Origin of the sequence: Mesorhizobium sp. IMUNJ 23033, from assembly GCF_044778005.1 — a bacterium.
Classification (GTDB): Bacteria; Pseudomonadota; Alphaproteobacteria; order Rhizobiales; family Rhizobiaceae; genus Mesorhizobium; species Mesorhizobium amorphae_A.
On record NZ_JBJACT010000027.1, the window covers coordinates 12346 to 32563 of the forward strand.

The 20218-nt window shown below is 63.2% G+C and carries 18 protein-coding genes; 5 read left to right on the top strand and 13 right to left on the bottom strand.

The window, feature by feature from the left end; genetic code table 11:
* Positions 1-49 precede the first annotated feature (49 nt).
* Both ACFX5Q_RS25065 and ACFX5Q_RS25070 read left to right on the top strand, forming a co-directional pair.
* The gene (locus ACFX5Q_RS25065) at positions 50-499 is read left to right on the top strand and encodes an Rrf2 family transcriptional regulator (protein ID WP_006202816.1); all 450 of its coding nucleotides are present in this window, start codon (positions 50-52) and stop codon (positions 497-499) included.
* Positions 500-628: 129 nt separating this feature from the next.
* The gene (locus tag ACFX5Q_RS25070; protein ID WP_404282371.1) at positions 629-1780 is read left to right on the top strand and encodes a hypothetical protein; all 1152 of its coding nucleotides are present in this window, start codon (positions 629-631) and stop codon (positions 1778-1780) included.
* On the opposite strand, the gene ACFX5Q_RS25075 is transcribed toward ACFX5Q_RS25070, so the two are convergent.
* The 7 genes from ACFX5Q_RS25075 to ACFX5Q_RS25105 all read right to left on the bottom strand — a co-directional run bounded on the left by ACFX5Q_RS25075 (position 1775) and on the right by ACFX5Q_RS25105 (position 9769).
* Positions 1775-2335: a gluconokinase gene (locus tag ACFX5Q_RS25075; RefSeq protein ID WP_404282373.1), complete on the bottom strand. Its 561-nt coding sequence runs from the start codon at positions 2333-2335 to the stop codon at positions 1775-1777. The two genes, ACFX5Q_RS25070 and ACFX5Q_RS25075, sit on opposite strands and share 6 nt — an antisense overlap.
* A 3-nt stretch (positions 2336-2338) precedes the next feature.
* The gene (locus ACFX5Q_RS25080) at positions 2339-3325 is read right to left on the bottom strand and encodes an ABC transporter permease (RefSeq protein ID WP_404282375.1); all 987 of its coding nucleotides are present in this window, start codon (positions 3323-3325) and stop codon (positions 2339-2341) included.
* Positions 3322-4302: an ABC transporter permease gene (locus tag ACFX5Q_RS25085; RefSeq protein WP_404282377.1), complete on the bottom strand. Its 981-nt coding sequence runs from the start codon at positions 4300-4302 to the stop codon at positions 3322-3324. Before ACFX5Q_RS25085 ends, ACFX5Q_RS25080 begins: the two co-directional genes overlap by 4 nt.
* Positions 4299-5846 carry a sugar ABC transporter ATP-binding protein gene (locus ACFX5Q_RS25090; RefSeq protein ID WP_404282379.1) on the bottom strand — a complete coding sequence of 516 codons (1548 nt, stop codon included), beginning with the start codon at positions 5844-5846 and terminating at the stop codon, positions 4299-4301. Before ACFX5Q_RS25090 ends, ACFX5Q_RS25085 begins: the two co-directional genes overlap by 4 nt.
* A gap of 79 nt (positions 5847-5925) precedes the next feature.
* Positions 5926-7050, bottom strand: a complete 1125-nt coding sequence (locus tag ACFX5Q_RS25095) for a sugar ABC transporter substrate-binding protein (RefSeq protein ID WP_404282381.1) — start codon at positions 7048-7050, stop codon at positions 5926-5928.
* A gap of 305 nt (positions 7051-7355) precedes the next feature.
* Positions 7356-8384, bottom strand: coding sequence for a LacI family DNA-binding transcriptional regulator (locus ACFX5Q_RS25100; protein WP_404282383.1), 1029 nt, complete (start codon positions 8382-8384; stop codon positions 7356-7358).
* Between the two features lie 152 nt (positions 8385-8536).
* Entirely contained in the window at positions 8537-9769 is a 1233-nt protein-coding gene (locus ACFX5Q_RS25105) for an MFS transporter (protein ID WP_404282385.1), read from the bottom strand.
* A gap of 174 nt (positions 9770-9943) precedes the next feature.
* On the opposite strand from ACFX5Q_RS25105, the gene ACFX5Q_RS25110 reads away from it, so the two are divergent.
* Positions 9944-10231, top strand: a complete 288-nt coding sequence (locus ACFX5Q_RS25110) for a DUF3175 domain-containing protein (protein WP_404282387.1) — start codon at positions 9944-9946, stop codon at positions 10229-10231.
* 67 nt (positions 10232-10298) lie between these two features.
* On the opposite strand, the gene ACFX5Q_RS25115 is transcribed toward ACFX5Q_RS25110, so the two are convergent.
* Positions 10299-11951 (bottom strand): ABC transporter substrate-binding protein, encoded by a 1653-nt coding sequence (locus tag ACFX5Q_RS25115; protein ID WP_404282388.1) that lies wholly within the window; start codon positions 11949-11951, stop codon positions 10299-10301.
* Positions 11952-12106: 155 nt separating this feature from the next.
* Positions 12107-14104 (bottom strand): FAD-dependent oxidoreductase, encoded by a 1998-nt coding sequence (locus ACFX5Q_RS25120; RefSeq protein ID WP_404282390.1) that lies wholly within the window; start codon positions 14102-14104, stop codon positions 12107-12109.
* A gap of 222 nt (positions 14105-14326) precedes the next feature.
* Between ACFX5Q_RS25120 and ACFX5Q_RS25125 the strand changes: the two genes are divergently transcribed.
* Positions 14327-15259 carry a GlxA family transcriptional regulator gene (locus tag ACFX5Q_RS25125; protein ID WP_404282392.1) on the top strand — a complete coding sequence of 311 codons (933 nt, stop codon included), beginning with the start codon at positions 14327-14329 and terminating at the stop codon, positions 15257-15259.
* Positions 15260-15304: 45 nt separating this feature from the next.
* Here ACFX5Q_RS25125 and ACFX5Q_RS25130 read toward each other — a convergent pair whose 3' ends face one another.
* A complete protein-coding gene (locus tag ACFX5Q_RS25130) occupies positions 15305-16081 on the bottom strand; it encodes a FadR/GntR family transcriptional regulator (RefSeq protein ID WP_404282394.1) in 777 nt (258 codons plus the stop codon).
* A gap of 108 nt (positions 16082-16189) precedes the next feature.
* The gene (locus ACFX5Q_RS25135; RefSeq protein WP_404282396.1) at positions 16190-17080 is read right to left on the bottom strand and encodes an NAD-dependent epimerase/dehydratase family protein; all 891 of its coding nucleotides are present in this window, start codon (positions 17078-17080) and stop codon (positions 16190-16192) included.
* On the opposite strand from ACFX5Q_RS25135, the gene ACFX5Q_RS25140 reads away from it, so the two are divergent.
* Positions 17064-18137 carry an NAD(P)-dependent oxidoreductase gene (locus ACFX5Q_RS25140; RefSeq protein ID WP_404282530.1) on the top strand — a complete coding sequence of 358 codons (1074 nt, stop codon included), beginning with the start codon at positions 17064-17066 and terminating at the stop codon, positions 18135-18137. The two genes, ACFX5Q_RS25135 and ACFX5Q_RS25140, sit on opposite strands and share 17 nt — an antisense overlap.
* Positions 18138-18166: 29 nt before the next feature.
* Here ACFX5Q_RS25140 and ACFX5Q_RS25145 read toward each other — a convergent pair whose 3' ends face one another.
* A complete protein-coding gene (locus tag ACFX5Q_RS25145; RefSeq protein WP_192180757.1) occupies positions 18167-18952 on the bottom strand; it encodes a FadR/GntR family transcriptional regulator in 786 nt (261 codons plus the stop codon).
* 188 nt (positions 18953-19140) lie between these two features.
* The gene (locus ACFX5Q_RS25150) at positions 19141-20130 is read right to left on the bottom strand and encodes a sugar-binding protein (RefSeq protein ID WP_404282399.1); all 990 of its coding nucleotides are present in this window, start codon (positions 20128-20130) and stop codon (positions 19141-19143) included.
* Positions 20131-20218 lie beyond the last annotated feature (88 nt).

The window sequence follows — 20218 nt, forward strand, 5'->3', positions numbered from 1 at the left end:
AAACAACCGCCAGATCCGGGTGGTTGGGGCTTCATGGGTTGATCAGGGCATGCTGACAAAAAAGGGCAAATACGGCCTCAAGGCCCTCGTGCATCTTTCCGGCCTGCCGGTTGGCCAGCTGGCCTTCGTCAACGACATCGCCGTCGCCAACAACATCCCGAAGAAATTCCTCGACGCCATTCTGGGCGAACTGCGCAATGCCGGCTTCGTCCAGAGCCGCAAGGGTAAGGAAGGCGGCTATCGCCTCGCCCGGCCGGCCTCCGAAATCAAGATCGGCCATGTCGTGCGCGTCCTCGACGGACCGCTGGCGCCGATCCCTTGCGCCAGCCGCACTCAATATCAGCGCTGCGAGGACTGCGACGAGGCGACCTGCCAGGTCCGGCACATGATGCTGGAGGTGCGCCAGGCAATCGCCGAGGTGCTCGACAACCGCAGCCTCGCCGCCATGCGCGACGCCGACAATGACGATTTCCCCGTCGAACTGACCTCACAGATCTGACCTGCCCGGAACCGAAGTTCCGCCTTTGCACCTGTTCGGCTCCTGACGCTCCCACCGCCGCCCGATTGCGCCGCCGCGGTGGACACAGTAGAGGCTTTCGGACGCAACCCAGGAACAGGTTCCAATCGGATGAAGCTGCCGTGGTTCGGAAAATCCCGCAGGGCCAACCGCGCACCATCCGCCGCCAGCTACCACACTGAAATCATCGCCGACGTGCTCGTCCCGGAGCGCGGCGAGCCGGTGCGGTTCTTCAGCCGCAAGCTGGTCAGGCCCGGCAAGCTGCACCGCTTCTCGAACCGGGATTTGCGCGAGAGCTTGCTGCTGGGCTTCTATCTCGGTGTCGCCGCAGTGCTGCCGGTTGCCTGGTGGACATCAATCTGCGGCTGGACTTCGAAGCTCCGGATGAAGCGGCATCTCCGCAAGGACTTTTCGCGCTACGCAGCCGCGGTCCGCGCGGTGCTTGGCAGCGGCATCGACGCGGAGGCGCTATTCCGGGGCCTGCTTGCCGCCACCCATCGCCGGCAACTGCTGCTTGCCGCGCACCTGACCGGCTGGGGCTGGTCGCTGGCGATCCGGCTGGAAGGGCTTGACGGCCTGGTTGCTGCGCTGAAGCGCGGCCGCGGCGCCATCATCTGGTGCGATCAGTTCACCGCCCAGACCATCATCGGCAAGCGCGCGTTGCACGAAGCCGGCGTCGAAGCCCACCAGGTCAGCGTCGACTTCCACGGCTTCTCGGACACGATTTTCGGCCTGCGCTTTCTGAACCGGCCGCTGGTCGTGGTGGAGAACCGCTTCCTGAAGAGCCGGGTCGTGTTTGAGCGCGGCGACGCCTATCAGGTGACCGTGCGCATGCAAAGGATCCTCCGGGAAAACGGCATCATCCTGATGACCAACACCATCCACGCCGGCACGACATTCACCGAGGCCGCCATCGGCGAAAGCGGCTGGGCCCATCTGGCCTCGGCGCCGGCGAATTTCGCCGCCAGAGGCGGCACGGCGCTGTTTGCGATGTCGACCTTCGAGATCGTCCCCTTCCGCGAATACCGGGCGGTCATCAGTCCCGAACTCGTGGCGGGGGAACAGCCGGCATCGGCCGCGCCCGCGACGAAGGACATGGCGGCAAAGAACCTGGAACTGCAGGCGCGCTACATCCTGCTCAAGCGCGACCGCGTCCTCGAAGCGCTGAAGCTGCATCCCGAGCAGATGATGGCATGGTCCGCCGCCGCGAGGCTCACCGAGCGCTCGGACGACGTGACGGAAAGCGAGACGGGGACCTCATAAGGTCTTGCCACCCAGCAGGCCGACGGTCCCGGTGACGATGTCGGAGATGGAGCCGGTGCCGTCGAGGGTCAGGGCGTGCTCATCCGGCGCCGGCGCTTCCAGTATGGCGAACTGGCTGTCGACCAGGCTTGCCGGCATGAAATGCCCCTTGCGGTGGCCGACGCGCTGCCTGGCGGTTTCGCGGCCGATCTCCAGATAGACGAAAACGATATCGCCGCAGAAACCGCGCAGCCGATCGCGATAGCTACGCTTCAGCGCCGAGCAGGCCGCAACCACGCTTTGTCCGCCGGCGACAGAGGCAGCAATGCGCTGGCCGATGGCGTCGAGCCAGCCTGCGCGCAGCGCATCGGTAAGCGGTTCGCCGCTCGCCATGCGCGCGACATTTTCGGGTGGATGCAGTCTGTCGCCTTCGACGAACCCTGCCCCCAGGGCCTCGGCCAGCGCCTCGCCCACGGCCGACTTGCCGCAACCGGCGACCCCCATCACCACGATGACTAACGACGGCCGGGCCTCGTCTGCCCGCGCTGGTGCCGGCTGTGCTGCCTTCTCGTCCACGGCTCAGCGGCTTGCCGGCGCGCGGCCGTAGAGCAGCAGCATGGCGACGATGACGACGCCGTAGATGATCTGCCGCCCCGCCTCCGGCATCTGCAAGACCGAAAGAATGGATTGCAGAAGCGTAATCAGGATCACGCCGGCGACGGTGCCGAGATAGGAACCGCGCCCGCCGAGGATCGAGGTGCCGCCGAGCACCACAGCGGCGATCGAAGGCAGCAGATAGGCATCGCCCATCGATTGCGCCGCCTTGGAAGCATAGCCGGCCAGCAGCACGCCGCCGAAAGCCGAGAGCCCGCCGGAGACGGCGAAGGCGATCATCACCACGCGCCTGGTATCGACGCCAGACAGATAAGCAGCGCGCTCGCGGTTGCCGATGCCGTAGACGCTGCGGCCAAAGCTGGTACGGGTCAGCACGAAGACTGTCGCCGCACCGATAAGCGCCCAGATGATGACAGCGTTGGGCACGCCCGGAATGGTAAAGCCGGTCGCCAGATAGCGCATTGCGGCGGTTGCTGAATCCTGCGGTGAGAACCCGCCCGTGTAGACCACCATCAGGCCTTGCGCGACGGCGTTGGTGGCTAAAGTGATGATCATCGAGGGAATGCGCAGGTAAGCGACACCGATGCCGTTGACGATGCCAATCAGGACACCGCAAAGGACGCCGAAGGGGATGGCGAGCGCCGCGCCGACCGGCCCGAAGGCAGCCACCGCACTGGCCATCATGGCGCCGACCGCCACCGACCACGGCACCGACAGGTCGATCTGGCCGAGCAGGATGACCAGCATCATGCCGGTGGCGATGACGCCGAGGAACGAAGCCACCTTGAGTTGCTGCAGCAAATATTCAGGCGACAGGAAGCTGCGCGAATAGAGGCTGCCGAGAAACAGCAAAAGCACGATGCAGGCAAAGGCCGTGAGTACCGCCGGGTCAGCGCGGCGGATGAATTTGGGCATACGGTTTGCAATGCCGCCCATCGTCGTCTCGCTCACAGGAACCACTCCAGCCGGTTGCGGACTCTGAAAAGGGCGAAGGCGCCAAGGCTGACGGCGATCAAAAGGATGACGCCCTGGAACAGCGGCTGCCAGAGCGGATCGAAATCGAAGACGAACAAGAGGTCGCCGATGGTGCGGAAGGCGAGCGCGCCGAAGATCGCGCCGATGGCGCTGCCCTTGCCGCCGAACAGCGAGACCCCGCCGAGCACCACGGCGGCGATCGAAAACAGCGTGTAGGCGTTGCCGCTGGCATAGGCGGCATCGCCCGTATAGGTGAAGAAGGTCAAGAACAGTCCGCCGATCGCGGCTAACAACCCAGCGAGCGCGTAGGCGGCGAATTTTCCACGGCGGATCGGCACCCCGGACATGTAGGCGGCCGTTTCCGACGAACCCGCGGCATAAGCCGCGCGGCCTAGCACCGAGCGGCTGAACGGCACCCAGACGATCAGCACCACGGCGAGCAGCGCCACCAGGCTCGCCGGCACGACACCGAACAGGCGCCCGGTCAGCGCGTCGGCCAGATCCTCGTTGACCGAACCGCCAGGAAATGGCCTGAGCAGCAGCGCGATGCCGAAATAGACGGCACCCGTGGCGATGGTGGCGACGATCGGTTGCAGGCGCCCATAGATGACGATGGCGCCATTGATCGCCCCGCACAGCAGTCCGGTGCCGAGTACGGCGACAACCCCGAAAGCGGTCTCGATGCCGGCGCCGATGACCAGCCAGGAGGCCAGGCAGTTGGTCAGGGTAAAGATCATGCCGACCGAAAGGTCGATGCCGGCGGTGATCACCACCAGCGTCTGCGCCATGGCGACGAAGGCCAGCAGCACGCCCTTGTTCGAGGCCGTCTGGACGACATTGGCGGTGAAGCCCGCCGGATGGTTCGTCGTGTAGATGACGAACATGGCGATGAAGATGCCGAACGCCAGCAGCGTTCCGCGCTGTTCGGCAAGCCAGTAGCGCCAATCTTTCACGCGTCCGCTCCCTGTCTTGGGCCGGCGTTCTCGCCGTGGATGTTGAGCGCACTTGATATCAGCGCCCGCTCGGTGATCTCGGCGCCGACCAGCTCACGCTTGACCGCCCCGTCATAGAGCACCAGCACCCGGTCGCAGCAGCCGATCAGCTCGTCATAGTCGGTTGAATAGAACAGGATCGCCGCCCCCGCGTCGGCAAGCTTGCGCATCAGTTGATAGAGCTCCTGCTTGGTGCCGACATCGATGCCGCGCGTCGGATCGTTGAGCAGGATGATGCGCGGCTGCCGCATCAGCCATTTGGCGATGACGACCTTCTGCTGGTTGCCGCCAGACAGCGCGCCGACCGGAATGTCGAGGCCTGCCGTCTTGATCGCCAAGAGGCCGACCATGTCGTCGATCAGCCGCTGCTCGGCGGCACGGTCGATGACGCCCGCTTTGGACAGCCGGTCGAGTGCGGCGAAGGAGAGGTTTTCGCGCACCGTCATAGGCAGCATCAGGCCTTCGGTCTTGCGATCCTCCGGGATCAGCGCCATGCCGATCCGGTCGTCACGCGCCGCGGCCGGGCTGGCAATCGTCACCGCCTTGCCATCGATCAATATCTGTCCGGAAAGGCGGCGCAGCACGCCGAAGAAGGCAAGCAGCAGCTCACGCTGGCCTTGGCCGTCGAGACCACCGAGGCCGACGACCTCGCCTGCCCCGACCGTCAGCGAGACATTGTCCAACCGGTCGGCCCAGGACAGGTTTCGCGCCTCCAGAACCGAAGCGGCATCGGACGAGGCGCGCACCGGCTTCGGCGGAAAGATATGGCTGTATTCGCGGCCGATCATCAATTCGACAACTTCGTTGTCGCTCTTCGAGCCGGCCGCATAGCTTGCGACGTTGCGGCCGTTGCGGAACACGGTGCACTGGTCGGCAAGCTCAGCGATCTCGTTCATCCGGTGCGAGATGTAGAGCAGCGCCAGCCCCTCCTTCCGCAGCCGCTTCAGCACAGCGAAGATCTTGGCAACGTCAGCCCCCGCGAGCGCCGAAGTCGCCTCGTCGAGGATCAGGATGCGCGGCTTCCTGGCCAGGGCCTTGGCGATCTCGACCATCTGCCGTCTTGAGAGCGGAAGATCCTTGACCAGCGCCAGCGGATGGATGTCGGCGGCACCGGCGCGGGCAAGGGCTTCTTCCGCGATGCGCCGCTGCGCCTTGCGATCGATCATGCCGAAACGCGTCGGCGGATCGGAGATGACGATGTTGTCGGCGACGCTGAGCTCGGGAACCAGCGACAGTTCCTGGAAGATGCAGACGATGCCGGCCTTGTTGGCCGCCGCCGGCGAGGCGAAACTCACCTCGCTTCCGTCCAGAATCATGCGGCCCTCATCAGGAGCGACGACACCGGCCATGACCTTGATCAGCGTCGATTTTCCGGCACCGTTCTCGCCGAGGATGGCGTGGATGCTGCCTGGTGTGACCGAAAGTTCGGCCTTTTCCAGCGCCCGCACGCCGCCATAGCGCTTGGAAATGCCTTCCATGCGAAAGAGCGGAACCGCACCGTCCATCGGTCCTCCGAGGCAGCTTTACGATTGAGATGGCAAGCGATCGGCGCCGCGGGAGATTCCGCGGCGCCGGGTGTGCAGCCTATTGGTCCGCCTTGGTCTGACCCATGATTTCCTGCGCGGTGAAATTGATACCGCAGGTCGGGAAGGAATTGCCGACGAAGAAATTGTCGGACTGGTCGGGGAAGTAGTCCTGGCCTTCCTTGAAGTTCGGATCCTCGACGATGGCCAAAGGCAGCTTCACCGACTGCGGCACGACCTCACCCTCGAGCGCGGCGATCGCCGTCTTGATCGCGACCGCCACCTGGGCTGGACCGGTGCCGGCCGATGAGCATTTCAGCCCGTCGGCGGCATGCTTCGCGCAGAACTTTCGGAAGCCGTTCTCGGTTTCCCCGCCGAACGGCACGAACGGATGCTTGGCGTCGATCATCGCCTGCACGATGCCGGTATCGCCACCCTGGCCGGTGATGCCGACGAACGGACCGTTGGTGGCGATGGCGTCAGCCGTGACCTTCTGTGCTGTCGGATCATCCCATTTGCCGGCAACTTCGGTGACTTCCCATTTCTTGCCCGAAGCGGCAAAGACCTCATGGATGCCATTGTGGCGGTCAGTGTCGACTGACGTGCCGGCAACGCCGCGCACTTCGAGCACCTTGCCGCCGTTCGGCACATGCTTGACCAGCCAGTTGGCCCACAACTCGCCAAGGCCCTTCTGATCGACATTGACGTTGATGGCGTCCTTGGTGTCGAGGATGTTGTCGAAGGCGACCAGCACGACGCCGGCTTCCTTGGCGCGCTTGATGACCGGCCCGAAAGCGGTCGGGTTCTGCGCGTTGACGACGATCGCATCAAAACCGGAATCGATGAAGTTGTTGATCGCGGAGATCTGCGCCGGCACGTCCTCACCGGTCGATACGACCTTGAATTCCTTCAATTTCGCCGCGACGTCCTTTTGTGCGGCATAGGCCTTTGCCGTCTGGATCATCTGGATGCGCCAGGTGTTGGCGATATAGCCGTTGGCCAGCGCGATGCGGTAGGGGCCCTCCTTCTTGGGGAACTTGAAGAACTGCGTGTCGGCCGCCCAGGGCGCGAAGCAGTCCGGCTCGGCGGCCGGGCCCTTGACGATTTCAGGTTCGGCCATCGCCGACGAACTCAACATGACGAATGCAGTGGCGGCAACGATGCCACCAACGAGTGACTTGATCATCGATATTCCTCCCAGTTGCAGTTCTTGTTGGTATGTGTCGTGACGTCTCGCGCCTGACTTGGCCAAGGCACCTCCCGCCTTGCCAACCGCGCCTTCCGGGTGGCCGCATGCCGACCCGATCCCCTCCTCCGTCGCCGCTCAGGCGAAAGCAAAAACTATCATATTATACATAATAAACAAGCTTAAGCTGTCGCTTATATATAATAAACAGTCTTTGACCTTGCTTCGAGATCCCGTGCGAAGGGGATGGTAGCGCTACCAAGAAATTGTGTAAACCGGCATTCGCACAGTCGCTTCTGCGTGTTTCAACGCGCTGTGCTCTCGCGGCGCCTGAGCTCGAAACCGAGGTCGACGATCCGTTGTTCCGGCCTCTTCCCCGAGATCGCCGCCAGCGCCATCGCAACCGCGCGTCGGCCGATTTCGTAGCGGGGCGTGCGGATGCTGGTGATCGACGGAAATGCCGACTGCATCATGTCGAGATCGTTGAAGCCGGTGATGCCGATGGTCTTCGGCACCGCGATGGCGGCACGGTGGCACTCGAACAGCACACCGAGAGCGATGTCGTCATTGTTGCAGAAAACCCCCTCGAGCGTCGGCACCTTTGCCAGCGCATCGCGAAACAGCTCGCGGCCGAGCGGTACGCTGGAGGGCACCGGCGTGGTTGTCACCAGCCGAGGATCGAACAGGCCGGCTGTCTCCATCGCCGTGCGATAGCCGGCCAGGCGCCGCTGCGAGCGCGGGTCCATGCGCGCGCCGATGAAGCCGATCCGGCGGTAACCCGCTTCGATCATGTGCTCCGTTGCGGCCCGGCCGCCGTCGAGATGCGAGAAGCCGACCAGCATGTCGACCGGATCGGGCCCGGTCTCCATCACCTGCACTACCGGACAGCCGGCCGTCTCGAGCAATCTGCGCGCAGTCGGCGTCTGGTCGATGCCCGCCACGATCAGCGCCGCCGGACGCTGCGGACCGAACACCTGCAACAGGCGCTCTTCCTCGAGGCCGGAATAGTGGGTGTTGCCGAGCTGGATGCGGAACGGACTGTCCGACAGGCTGTCGTAGATGCCGCGCACCACCTCGGCGAAGACGTTGTTGGTCAGCGACGGCACCAGCACGCCGAACACCTCGGCGCGCGCCGAGGCGAGCGCACGCGCGTTCGGGTCGGGCACATAGCCAAGTTCGTCGACGGCAGCCTGGATCTGGCGGCGCAGATCTTCCGAGACGCGTCCCGGTTCGCGCAGCGCCCGCGATACGGTGATGGCGCCGACGCCGGCCCTGCGCGCCACATCGGCGATGGTCGGCCGGCCGCCGCCACGGCGCGAGCGTGGTTTGCTCACGGCCTCGTTTCCGGCAGCATCACCCTTCTCGCCATGTCCATTCCGGCTTCCCTCGCCACGCCGTGTCAGCTTGGCGTCGCGCAGCGCTTGCCCATTGTCAAGCCAATGGCCCGGCTGGGCGGCTGGGACATCGAGCCTGTCGGCGTCAGCCCTCAGGCCATCGCCACCGCGCTGCGCTGCGCCTTCCATATCAGGAGCAAAATCGCCCCCAGGTTCACCAGGTTCCAGGCAATGCCATTGAGGAAAGCGGCGGCATAGGAGCCGGTGAGGTCATAGATCCAGCCCGACATCCAGCCGCCGACCGCCATGCCGAAAATGGTCGCCATCATGACGATGCCAACGCGCTGGCCGGCCTCCTTCGCCGGCATGTAGTCGCGCACGATGATCGCGTAGCAAGGCACGATGCCGCCTTGCGACAGACCGAAAACCAGCGACACGACGTAGAGCGAGGCAAGCCCGTCAAAGGGGATGTAGAACAGTAGCGACAGGCATTGCAGCACCGAGCCGATCAGCAGCGTCTTCACCGCACCGAAGCGATCGGCGAGGAAGCCGGACGCGAGCCGGCTGACGACGCCGGCCGCCAGCATGATCGACAGCATGTCGGCGCCATGCGCCACGCCGTAGCCGAGATCCATGCAATAGGCGACGATATGCACCTGCGGCATCGACATCGCCATGCAGCAGCCGAAACCGGCGACGACCAGCAGCACCTGCAGCGCCGCCGGCGACAGCGAGATCGGCCGGACCGGCCGGCTGCCAGGCGAGCCGGGCGCGGCTTCGCGGGGCGCGCCACGCCTCAGCATCAGCACCAGCGGCACCATGGTGGCGAGGCAGACGACGCCGATCGCGGCATAGGTGAAGCGCCAGCCTTCTTCCTTCATGAGCATCGGCATGACGAATGGCCAGATCGCGCCGGCGAGGTAGTTGCCCGAAGCAGCCGCCGTCACCGCGACGCCGCGGCGTCGGCTGAACCAGTGCGAAATGTCGGCGATCAGCGGGCCGAAGATCGCCGACGTGCCGACGCCGATCAGCAGCCCTTGGACAAGCGTGAACTGAAGGATCGATGTGGTCAGCGACGCCAAAAGGAAACCGGCGCCGAGCGCGATCGCCGCGATCAGCGCGGGGATCCAGTAGCCCATGCGGTCGATCGCGTGTCCGACCAGGACATTGCCGGCGGCGAAGCCGACCATGGTCGCGGTGTAGGGCACCGACGCGGCGGCACGGTCGACGCCGAACTCCGCCTGCACGGCGGGCAGCACCACGACCACCGCCCACATGCCGACACCGCCGATCGTCGACAGCAGCATCGAAATGCCGAGCCGGGTCCATGCATAGGCGCTGTCGATGCCAGGGCTGCTCGTCTGGCTGGAGACGATTGGGGTCAAGGCGTTTCCTGTCCACGGTGCTGGAGATCGACCGGTTCCGCGCCACTATCGGCGCATTCGCCGCTGCGAGCAGCGCCACGACGGGCAATTCCGTGACGCCAGGAATGCGGCTTCAGCGGTTGCGGGAACCCGCCACACCGCCTGACGTTTCCCGACACGGAAGGAGTTCCTGTCATGACCGCGAAAAAAAAATGGTCGGCCGAAGTGACCGAGCACAGCGATGCGATGAACCTTGAGGAGCACATCTTCGAATCCGGCGATGCGAAGAAGATCGCGGCTTCGCTCAAGCGGTCGGCCGAGCACAGCGACCGCCGCAAGGCCGAGCCGTTCCAGTCCGCCATGTCGATGCTGAATTTCTACATCAACCGCGCCGGCAAGAACCTGCCGCAGGAGCGCCGGAAGGTGCTGGAGGAGGCAAAGGACGAATTGCGCGCCGCGTTCGGGCGCCCAAAACAGGACTGAAGTGGCGACCGCGAATTTTCCTTCCGAAGGAAGGCTATTTTTCGCGGCCGCCAACTTGGCCTTTTCGTCAGGCCTGTTCCAGCCAGACCTTCTGCAGATCTATCTGGAAGGTTGGGTGGATGGAGTAGTTCTTCACCTTCTCATTCATGTGATTGTAGAGCTTTTGCCAGTAGGGCTGGATGATGATCCCCGAGTCCTGAATAATGGCCTCGACCTCCTTCATCACCTCACGGCGTTTTTCGGGGGCGCTCACCGACAGAGCCTCCTGGAGCTTCTTGTCGAACTCCGGATTGGAGTAGCTTGTCTCGTTCCAGGCCTCGCCGGAACGATAGGCCAGCGCCAGAACCTGGACTCCAAGCGGGCGCATGTACCAAACCGTCAAGGAGTAAGGATACTTCGTCCAGTCGTTCCAGAAGGTCGAGCCAGGCAGTACCGTGCGCTTGACCTTGATGCCCGCGTCGCGAAGCTGGGCAGCGATCGCATCACCGGTGCTCTTGTTCCAATCATCGTCCACGGTGATCAGCTCGTGCTCGAAATCGGCCTGGCCGGCCTCGGCCATGAGTTTCTTGGCCCCTTCCACGTCGCGAGCTTTCTTAGGCAGGGGGAAGTATTCGGGATGAATTGGGCTGACATGATGATTTTCGCCCACTGTGCCGCGCCCGGCGTAGCCGAGTTGAAGCACAACGTTGTTGTCGACTGCCATCTGGAGCGCGTTGCGCACCCGCTTGTCGTCGTAGGGCTTTTGCGTGACGTTGGTGCGCGCAACGAGCGTAGTCGCCGTCTGGATCTCTGTTTTCTTAAGTCCAAGTCCGTCCAGGATCTCGACATAGTCCGCCCCGGTTTCATTGTTGAGATCGACCTCACCCGACTCGAAGGCGTTCACCATTGCGTTTGGATCGGTGCCGTAGTCGATGAACTCGACCCCATCGAGCAGCGCCTCTCCACCCCACCACTTGCCGTTCTCGCGCCGCTTGACGACTGCCTTTTGGCCAACATCGTAGGAGACGAGCTCGAATGCACCCGTACCAATCGGTTTTGTGGCCGGGTCGGCGCCATCGGCGTCAAAATTGCGGTGCACGACCAAGGCAGGATAATCGGTAAGATTGGCGATGAGCGCGATATCCGAAGCGCCGAGCGAGAGCTTGACCGTGTGGTCATCGACCTTGGTAATGCCGCCCTCGCGCGCCTTGCCGGTGTTCTGATCGATCAGGCTGTTGACGCGTGCCGCCATGGAATTGCCGGACGCCTTCTTGTCGCACCACCGGTTGAAATTGTAGACGACATCGTCGGCATTGAACGCGTCGCCATTGTTCCAGGTTACGCCCTTGCGGACATGGAGCACGTATTCGGTGGCGTCGCCGTTGACTTCCCAACTCTCCAGAAGGACCGGCTCGAAGGTGAATTCGCGGGTGTATTTGACCAGCGGCTCCAGCCAAGTGCGGCTGATATTGGCCATCTCGACCCAATCATAGGTACGCGGGTCCTTCTGTTGCTTCACGACCATGGCAACGCGAAGCGTTCCGCCCTTCTTGCCTTCTTCGGCAAAGGCGGGGACCGGCACAGCCAGGCCGACCATGCCGTAGGCCAGCGCAGTCGATGCGCCGAAGGTGCTGGCCATCGCGAGGAACTCGCGCCGGTCCATAAGGCCCTCGCGAACGTCCTTGGCCATGCTCGTGACCACTTCCGGAACGCGGGCTCCGCCGCTTCTGAAAAACTTCATTTTGGATCTCCCATTGTTTGTGTTTAACGCATTGCCCAACCAATCGTTGAACCCCGGGATATTCCGCCCGGGTCTCGGATCTCAGGACCGTCACTGCACGGAAACCGCGCCTGGTCGGCCGAGGATCTGGTCTGCCATTTGGCAGTTGGAGCAGTCTAAATGGATTGGCCGAGTACCCTCCCCTCGTAGATTGCCGCCACAGCTAGCCGGGGTGCCAAGGCGTCGCCGATCACCTTCGGCTGCAATGCGGGTATCTGCTCCGCAAGATCGTCCAGCACCCATGTGTCCGAGACGTTGGTGGTCGCAAGGACGAGGGTGTCGGCCTTGATCTCGGTTTCGGTCCCATCGAGATGGCATCTGACAGTGGCGCCGTCGCCGTGCCATTCCTTGACCACCGTGTCTGTTATCCAGCCACCGCCCCCGATCTTCAGCCGAGCTCGCGCAACGCCGTCGCTTTCCGTTCGCTGCAGGTAACGGCCGAGGACCGGCCATGCCGTGATAACCGTCACACGGTGTCCGCGTGCTGCGATTTCGAGGGCCGTGCCAAGCCCGCGCCAGTCGCCCGTGTCGTCGATGAGAAGGACATGGTCGCCCAACCGCGCCGTCCTCGTCATCACGTCCTCGACGGACCAGACATTCGGCAAGTCCGCCCCTGGCAGACGATCCTGCCCCGGCAAGCCGCGCTGGAAGCCTGTCCCGGCAGGTTGCGAACCGGTCGCGATGACGATTTCATCAACGTCGTGCCCGGCGATCTCCGCAGCGTCGAGCGGCGCATTGAGCAGCACCCGTACGCCCAGCCGGGTCAACTGTCGTTCGTACCAATCGACCAACTCTACGATCTGCGACCGGCGCGGCTGCATGCCGGCCAGCCTGAACTGTCCGCCGAGCTGCGGGGCGGCTTCTGCCAGCGTCACGCTATGGCCACGCTCGGCCGCGACGCGAGCCGTTTCGAGTCCGGCCGGTCCGCCTCCCACCACCAGCACGCGCTTCGGTGTTATGGCCGGGATGAACGTGTCGCCTCCCCATTCGAATTCACGGCCGGCAGACGGATTGACGAGGCACGAGATCCAGTAGTCCCTAGAGCGTCTTCCCCAGCACATCTGGTTGCAGGAGATGCAGCCCCGGACCTCGGTGTCACGGCCGCTCGCAACTTTCTTGACCCAGTACGGATCCGCGATCTGGCCTCGCACGATACTGACCATGTCCGCCTGTCGCGATGATATGACTTCGTTTGCGTTCTCGGGCGTTCGGATGTGGCTCTCTGCCTGGACGCGTATGTGCTTGCAGACCTCCTTCAGCGCCTGCGCATTGGGAGCGCCGAGTTTGTCGGCGAAGAGAAACGTGGGCATGACTGAGGCGTGGTCGAAATAGCTGCCGGTGCCGCAAGTGATGTAGTCGATCAGAGCACGCGTATCGTGGTACGCGGCGATTTCCTGGAGAAGTTCGGTACCCATTCCGATGTCGACCGAGGTATCGATGCTCGAGGCGAGCCCGATAATGAATTCGTCGCCCGCGGCCGCACGAATGCGCGAGGTGATCTCAGTCGAGAACCGCATCCTGTTTTCGAACGAGCCGCCCCATCGGTCGTCGCGGCGGTTTGACCACGGCAGCCAGAACTGCTCGATGAGCGAGTTGTAGGGCCCGAACAGCTCCACCCCCTCGAAGCCGCACGTCTTCGCCCGCACAGCCGCGCGAACGAAGCCCTCGATTATCTCCTCGATCTCGGCTTCTCGCATGCGGTGACTGCCGTCTCCGTCGTGATAGGACGGGAGCCCGGAGGGGGACCAGTTCGCGCTATATGAATTGTCGAAATCGCCATGCTGTCCGACATGATAGAGCTGATGGACCATGACCGCCCCCTCGGCTTTGCATGCCTCGGTAATCGCTCTGAATCCGGGTATTACGGCGTCATCGTCATGGCGGAAATTGCCTCGCGTCAGACGGGCGGTCTGATGAACCGGCATCGGCTCGACCACGATCATGGCAGCGCCTCCTCGGGCGCGTTCCCGATAGTAACCCAAATGGCGCGAGCCGGGCAGTCCATCCTCGGCCATATTCGCGGTGTGCGCTCCGAAAGTAATGCGATTGCGCAGCGTCTTGTGGCGCAATTGGAGCGGCTCGAGAATCCTATGAAAGGCCGGCTTCACAGTCATGCCCAATCTGTCCGGTATCGTGGACACAGGTTAGGTGTGACTAATATGATTAGCGGCGCGCGACACTGGAAGATTGTGATTCCGGCTCATTTTTCATAATATTTGAATCGGGAGGCGGATTGGGAGCGCGCGTTGACATCTACGCTAAGGGTGCCGAACCGAACGGCCCTTCCTTACCTTCGCGTCGGCTTGATCCTTTGTCCGAGCTTCACGCTGACGCCAATGGCCAGCTTTGTCGACGCTCTTCGACTTGCCGCGGATAAGCAGGACCATAGCCGTCAGGTCTATTTCGCCTGGGATTTCATCTCGGCGGGGCCGTCACCTGTGCGCGCCAGCTGCGGACTGGAAATGACGCCGACAGGGAATCTGGACGATCCCGAGGCGTACGATTGCATCGCGGTATGCGGCGGATTGATACGTGACCTTGGAGGCATTCATCAGGCGACGTTTGAATATCTGCGTGCCGCAAACGCCCGCGGAATCCCTCTTATCGGTCTATGCACGGGCAGCTTCGTCCTGGCCCAGGCAGGGCTCCTGGAGCATCGCGAATGCGCATTGCATTTCGATACGTTGGGCGAGTTCTTGAGCAGGTTTCCAAACAGCAATCCCGCGACGAGCCAGAATTACGTCATCGATGGCAACATCATCACATGCCCGGGCAGTATCGTCGCCATCGACATCGCGGCGTTCCTGATCGCGCGATACAGTGATGCGGGCCGGGCCCGGAAAGCACTGAACTATCTTCTCTTCAAACCGGAAGAATCTCGCATCGTCCTCAAGGCGAAGCCCTACGAGGAAGCCCTTGGCAGCGCAGCGCGGCTGACGGTGGAGGCCGTGAAGACGATGGAGACCCGCATCGATTCGCCATGTTCGGTCGAGGATCTGGCGCTATCGCTGAACACCACAAAAACACGATTGAACCGCGCCTTCCATGCCGATCTGCAGATGGCTCCTGCAGCGTTCTGGCGACAGATTCGCTTGATGGCGGCGCGCGAACTCCTGAACAGTCGCCGGCGCAGCGTAACCGAAATCGCCTACGAAACAGGTTTCAGCGACACTGCGCATTTCTGCAGCGCATTCAAGAAGCACTATTCGATGACTCCTCGAGAGTTCAGGCGAATTATGCAGAAAGATGCTGCAGGATCAGGCGAATAGAGTGAGGCAGCACCTACCCGAACCTTACTCGCGACGATCTCGCGCCTATCTCGACTTGATGACCTCGTCGGTGTTGGCGAGCAGCTTGCGCACCGCGGCGCGCGCCGCGTCCGGCCGCTGCAGGCGGATATTCTTCTCTATTGCCTCGTGCAGCTTCTGTGCGTGCTGCAGATCGTCCAGCTCGCGCGTCGTATAGGCGAACAGATGATCGAATGCCGATTCGATCAGCACGCCGAGCGGCACCAGCAGGTCGTTGCCGGAAGCCCTCAATATGGCAAGGTGGAAGCGCGTGTCGGCGCGCGTGCGCTCCTGCAGGCTGGGGGCGTCGCCCATCTCCCGGCAGGCCTGGCTGATCTCGGCCATCTGCTCGTCGGTGCGCCGCATGGCCGCATAGGCGGTCGCTTCCGGCTCGATGATGTGGCGGAACTCCTGCACCGTCTTCAGGAACACTTCGCGGTCGGGCGAGGTCGCGTACCAGGCGAGCACGTCGCGGTCGAGCAGGTTCCAGCGCTCCTTCGGCTCGACCCAGCTGCCGATCTTCGGGCGTGACGCCAGGAGGCTCTTTGCCATCAGCATCTTGATCGCCTCGCGCACCGCCGAGCGGCTGACGTCGAAGGTCTCCGACCATTTGGCTTCATTGGGCAGGATGGTGCCCGGCGGATAGTCGCCGCGCACGATCCGAAGTCCGATCTCGCTGGCCAAAGAGGCATGCACGCTGGAGCCGGGAATGCGCGCCGCATCGGCCCGCCGAACGGCAGCCGGACGCTCGGCGGACGCCGTCTTGGCCGGTGTTTTCTCGTTGCTCGGCTTCCCGTCCCGCATGTGGTTCACAAAGTCTGGATTTCGAAAGCTGTCAAGCCGCCGACAGGCGCCGGAGCGCAATGCGGGCGGCTGTGCACAGATCAGTCCGGTATCATGGCCCGGCCGGGCCTATTTGACGTATTTGCGCCAGCTATGTTCGGGGCGGAAGCCGAGCATGTCGCGCGCCTTGCGGTTGGAGAGCAGAGTCTCGTATTCGCCGAGTTCGGCCTTGACCGGCACGTTGGGGTAGAAGCGCTGCAAAAGCTCCGCGGTCGGCAGATCGGACGAGGTGTCGTCATTGGCAGCGTTGAACACCTGGTAGCCGAGCCCGTCCTTCTCGACGGCGCGCAGGGTGATCTGGCCAAGGTCGCGCGCGTCGACATAGCTCCAGGCGATCCGCTTGCGGAAGCCCGGATCGGCAAACCATTTCGGGAACAGTGAATATTCATGCGGCTCGATGACGTTGCCGATGCGCAAGGCATAGATGTCGGTGCCGTTGCGCTGCGCGAATGCGCGCGCCGTCTTCTCGTTGACGACCTTGGACAGCGCGTAGCTGTCCATCGGATCGACGTCGTACTCCTCGTCGAGCGGGAGATATTTGGGGTCGCGCGGCTCGTTGGCGAACACCACGCCATAGGTCGTCTCGCTGGAGGCGATCACCACCTTGCGGATGCCGAGCTTCACCGCCGCTTCGATGACATTGTAGGTGCCCAGCGCGTTGATGCGGAACACTTCGTTGTCGGTCGTGATCATGATGCGCGGAATGGCGGCGAAATGCACCACGGCATCGACCGGCTGCGGACGTAGCGACGGATCAAACTCGTGCAGGCCCATATAGCTGGACAGCGCGTTGAACACCTGGCCGCTGTCGGTGATATCGGTGATCAAAGTGCGCACCTTGGGGTTGTCGAGCGGCTTGGTGTCGATGTTGAGCACCTGGCAGCCATGCTCGACCAGATATTGCACGACATGGCGTCCGGCCTTGCCGCTGCCGCCGGTGAACATGATCCGCTTCGTCATTTTGCTCTCCACATTGCTTGGGGATTATGTGTATTGTCAGACAATATTGCATTCTGCAACCGCATGCGGCAAGAACGACGGCGCCATTATCGATAATTTCCAAACAGGACGAAACGACATGAGCACGACTGCCGCGAGCGAGAAGATCGGTTTCATCGGCCTTGGCCTGATGGGGCACGGCATCGCCAAGAACATCGTCGACAAGGGCTATGCGCTGACATTCCTCGGCCGCAAGAACCGCAAACCGGCCGAGGACCTGCTCGGCCGTGGTGCCAAGGAAGCGGCGACGTCGAGCGAAGTCGCCGCCGCATCCGACATCGTCTTCATCTGCGTCACCGGCTCGCGCGAGGTCGAGGCCATCATCCGCGGCCCCGGCGGCCTGAAGGAGGGTCTGAAGAAAGGCTCCGTCGTCGTCGATTGCTCGACGTCGGATCCGGTCTCAACGATAGCGCTTGCCGCCGAACTCGAGGCGCTTGGCGTCGACTATGTCGACGCGCCGCTCAGCCGCACGCCGAAGGAGGCCTGGGAAGGCACGCTCGACACCATGGTCGGCGCCTCCGACGCGCTCTTCGCCAGGCTGAAACCGGTGCTCGAAACCTGGGCCGGGCGCATCGTCCATATCGGCGGCATCGGCGACGGCCACCGCATGAAACTGCTCAACAACTTCATCTCTCTGGGCTACGCCGCGATCTACTCCGAAGCGCTGGCGCTGGCCGAAAAGGTCGGCATCTCACCGCCGCGCTTCGACAGCGTCATCCGCAACGGCCGCATGGATTGCGGCTTCTACCAGACCTTCATGCGCTGGACGCTGGAGGGCGATCGCGACGCGCATAAATTCTCCATCGCCAATGCCTTCAAGGACCTTACCTATCTGGAGTCGATGGCGGGCGCCGCCGGCATCGCCAACCCGCTCGGCAACGCCACCAAGAATTCTTTCGCCGGCGCCTTCGCCGCAGGCCTAGCGGAACAGTTCGTGCCGATGCTGGCGACGCATGTCGCCAAGGTCAACGGCGTCGACCTGATGCCGTCGAAGGACGGCAAGAAGCAGACGATCTGAGGGCTCTCTCCTGGAGATCGCGAGCGGCGTCACCGCCGCGATCGGCCGATCACTTCGTCGGTGTTGGCGAGCAGCCTGCGCACGGCGTTGCGCGCCGCATCCGGCCGCTGCAGCCGGATGTTCTTCTCGATCGCCTCGTGCAGCTTCTGCGCCAGGCGCTGATCGCTGGTTTCGCGGGTGACGAAAACAAAGAGGTGGTCGAGCGCCGATTCGATCAGAACGCCGAGCGGCACCAGCAGGTCGTTGCCGGAAGCCCTCAATATCGCAAGGTGGAAGCGCGTGTCGGCACGCGTGCGCTCCTGCAAATTCGTGGCTTGCCCCATCTCCCGGCAGGCCTGACTGATCTCCATCATCTGTTCTTCGCTGCGCCGCATGGCAGCGTAGGCGCTGGCTTCCGGTTCGATGATGTGGCGGAATTCCTGCACGGTGCGCAGGAACAATTCGCGGTCCGGCGCGGTCGCGTACCAGGCGAGCACGTCGCGGTCGAGCAGGTTCCAGCGCTCCTTCGGCTCGACCCAACTGCCGATCTTGGGGCGCGATGCCAGAAGGCTCTTCGCCATCAGCATCTTGATCGCCTCGCGCACTGCGGAACGGCTGACGTTGAAGGTTTCCGACCATTTCGCTTCGTTCGGCAGAATTGTGCCCGGCGGATAGTCGCCACGTACGATCCTGAGGCCGATCTCGCTCGCCAGCGAGGCATGCACGCTCGACCCCGGGTTCCATGCCATGTCGGGCCGTCGAACAGCAGCAGCGGGAGGGGGGCTGGCTGGCGCCCCTGCCCTGGCGGATCGCTTTCTTGACTTATCGTCCGGCATCGGCGTTCCGGCATCGGCAGTCTGTCGCAGGGAAACTGTCCGGAATTGTCCGCGCCCGCGGATATAGGCCGAAATGCGAGAAGTATGGGCGCGTCAAAGCCGGAGCACGCTGCCCCGACAATGCTGCCTTGTCCTTGTTCTGAAGGAAGTGACGGGGCGCCCTTCGAAGGGCGCCCCGAGATCGAGGCCTACTTCTGGATGCAGGTGTCGACCGTGTCCTTGGTGCATTCGTCGAGGCCGGTGAAGACCGGATCGTCGACCTTCTTGCCTTCGATCAGGTCGATCATCACCGATGGCGCCTTGTAGCCCATTTCGAACGGCCGCTGGCCAACCAGTGCGGTGACGAGGCCCTCACGGGCGATCGCCACTTCGTCGCCGATCGTATCGGCGGCGCCGATGACGAAGGCGTTGCTGGCGATCTTGTCGGCCATCGGCTTGAACAGGTCGCGGTAGGGTTGCGGCGCGCCGAACAGCGGCCAACCGCCCATGATGCCGAAAGCGTCGAGGTCGGGGTTGGCGGCGAGGATGTCGGTCATCGCCTGCACGCCCTTGGCGCCGTCGTCATTGGTGAACACCGGGCAGCCGGCGACTTCGGTCCAGCCACCTTCGCCGGCGAGCGCCGCGAGGCCTTCCTTGCCCGAAAGCGCGTCGCGCATGCCCTGTGCACGGCGTAGGATGTTGTCTGCAGCCGGATTGCCCTCGATGGTACAGATCTTGCCGCCATTCGGCTTGCCCTTCTTGATGTACTCGCCGATCTTTTTGCCCATCAGGTAGTTGTCGGTGCCGAGATAGGTCTTGCGCAAGCCGGCATCTTCCTTGGCCAGATCGGCGTCGATGGTCATGATCGGGATCGACGGATTGGCGCTCTTGATCGTCTGCGCAATCAGCGGCGCGTTGGACGGCGAAATCGCCATCGCCACAGTGTCGGCCTTGCTCAGCATATCCTGGACGATCTGCGCCTCGCCGGCCTCGTCGGAGGTCGAAGCCGGACCGGTGTAGAAGCACTCATACTCCGAGCTGGCGTTTTCCTTGTTCCATTTCTGGCAACCTTGATTGATGGCCTCGAAGAACGGATTGTCGAGACCCTTCACGACGATGACGAGCTGTTTCTTGGCCAAAGCCGGCCCGGCGCCCAACGCCATGACGGCGACAGCGGCGAGCAAAAGTGATTTCCTCATGTCAGTCCTCCCTTGAAACAGACGGGCACGGCGTGCCCGCCACACAGATCAACCCGGACCAAGCGATGACAGAGGGTCGTTTCACGAG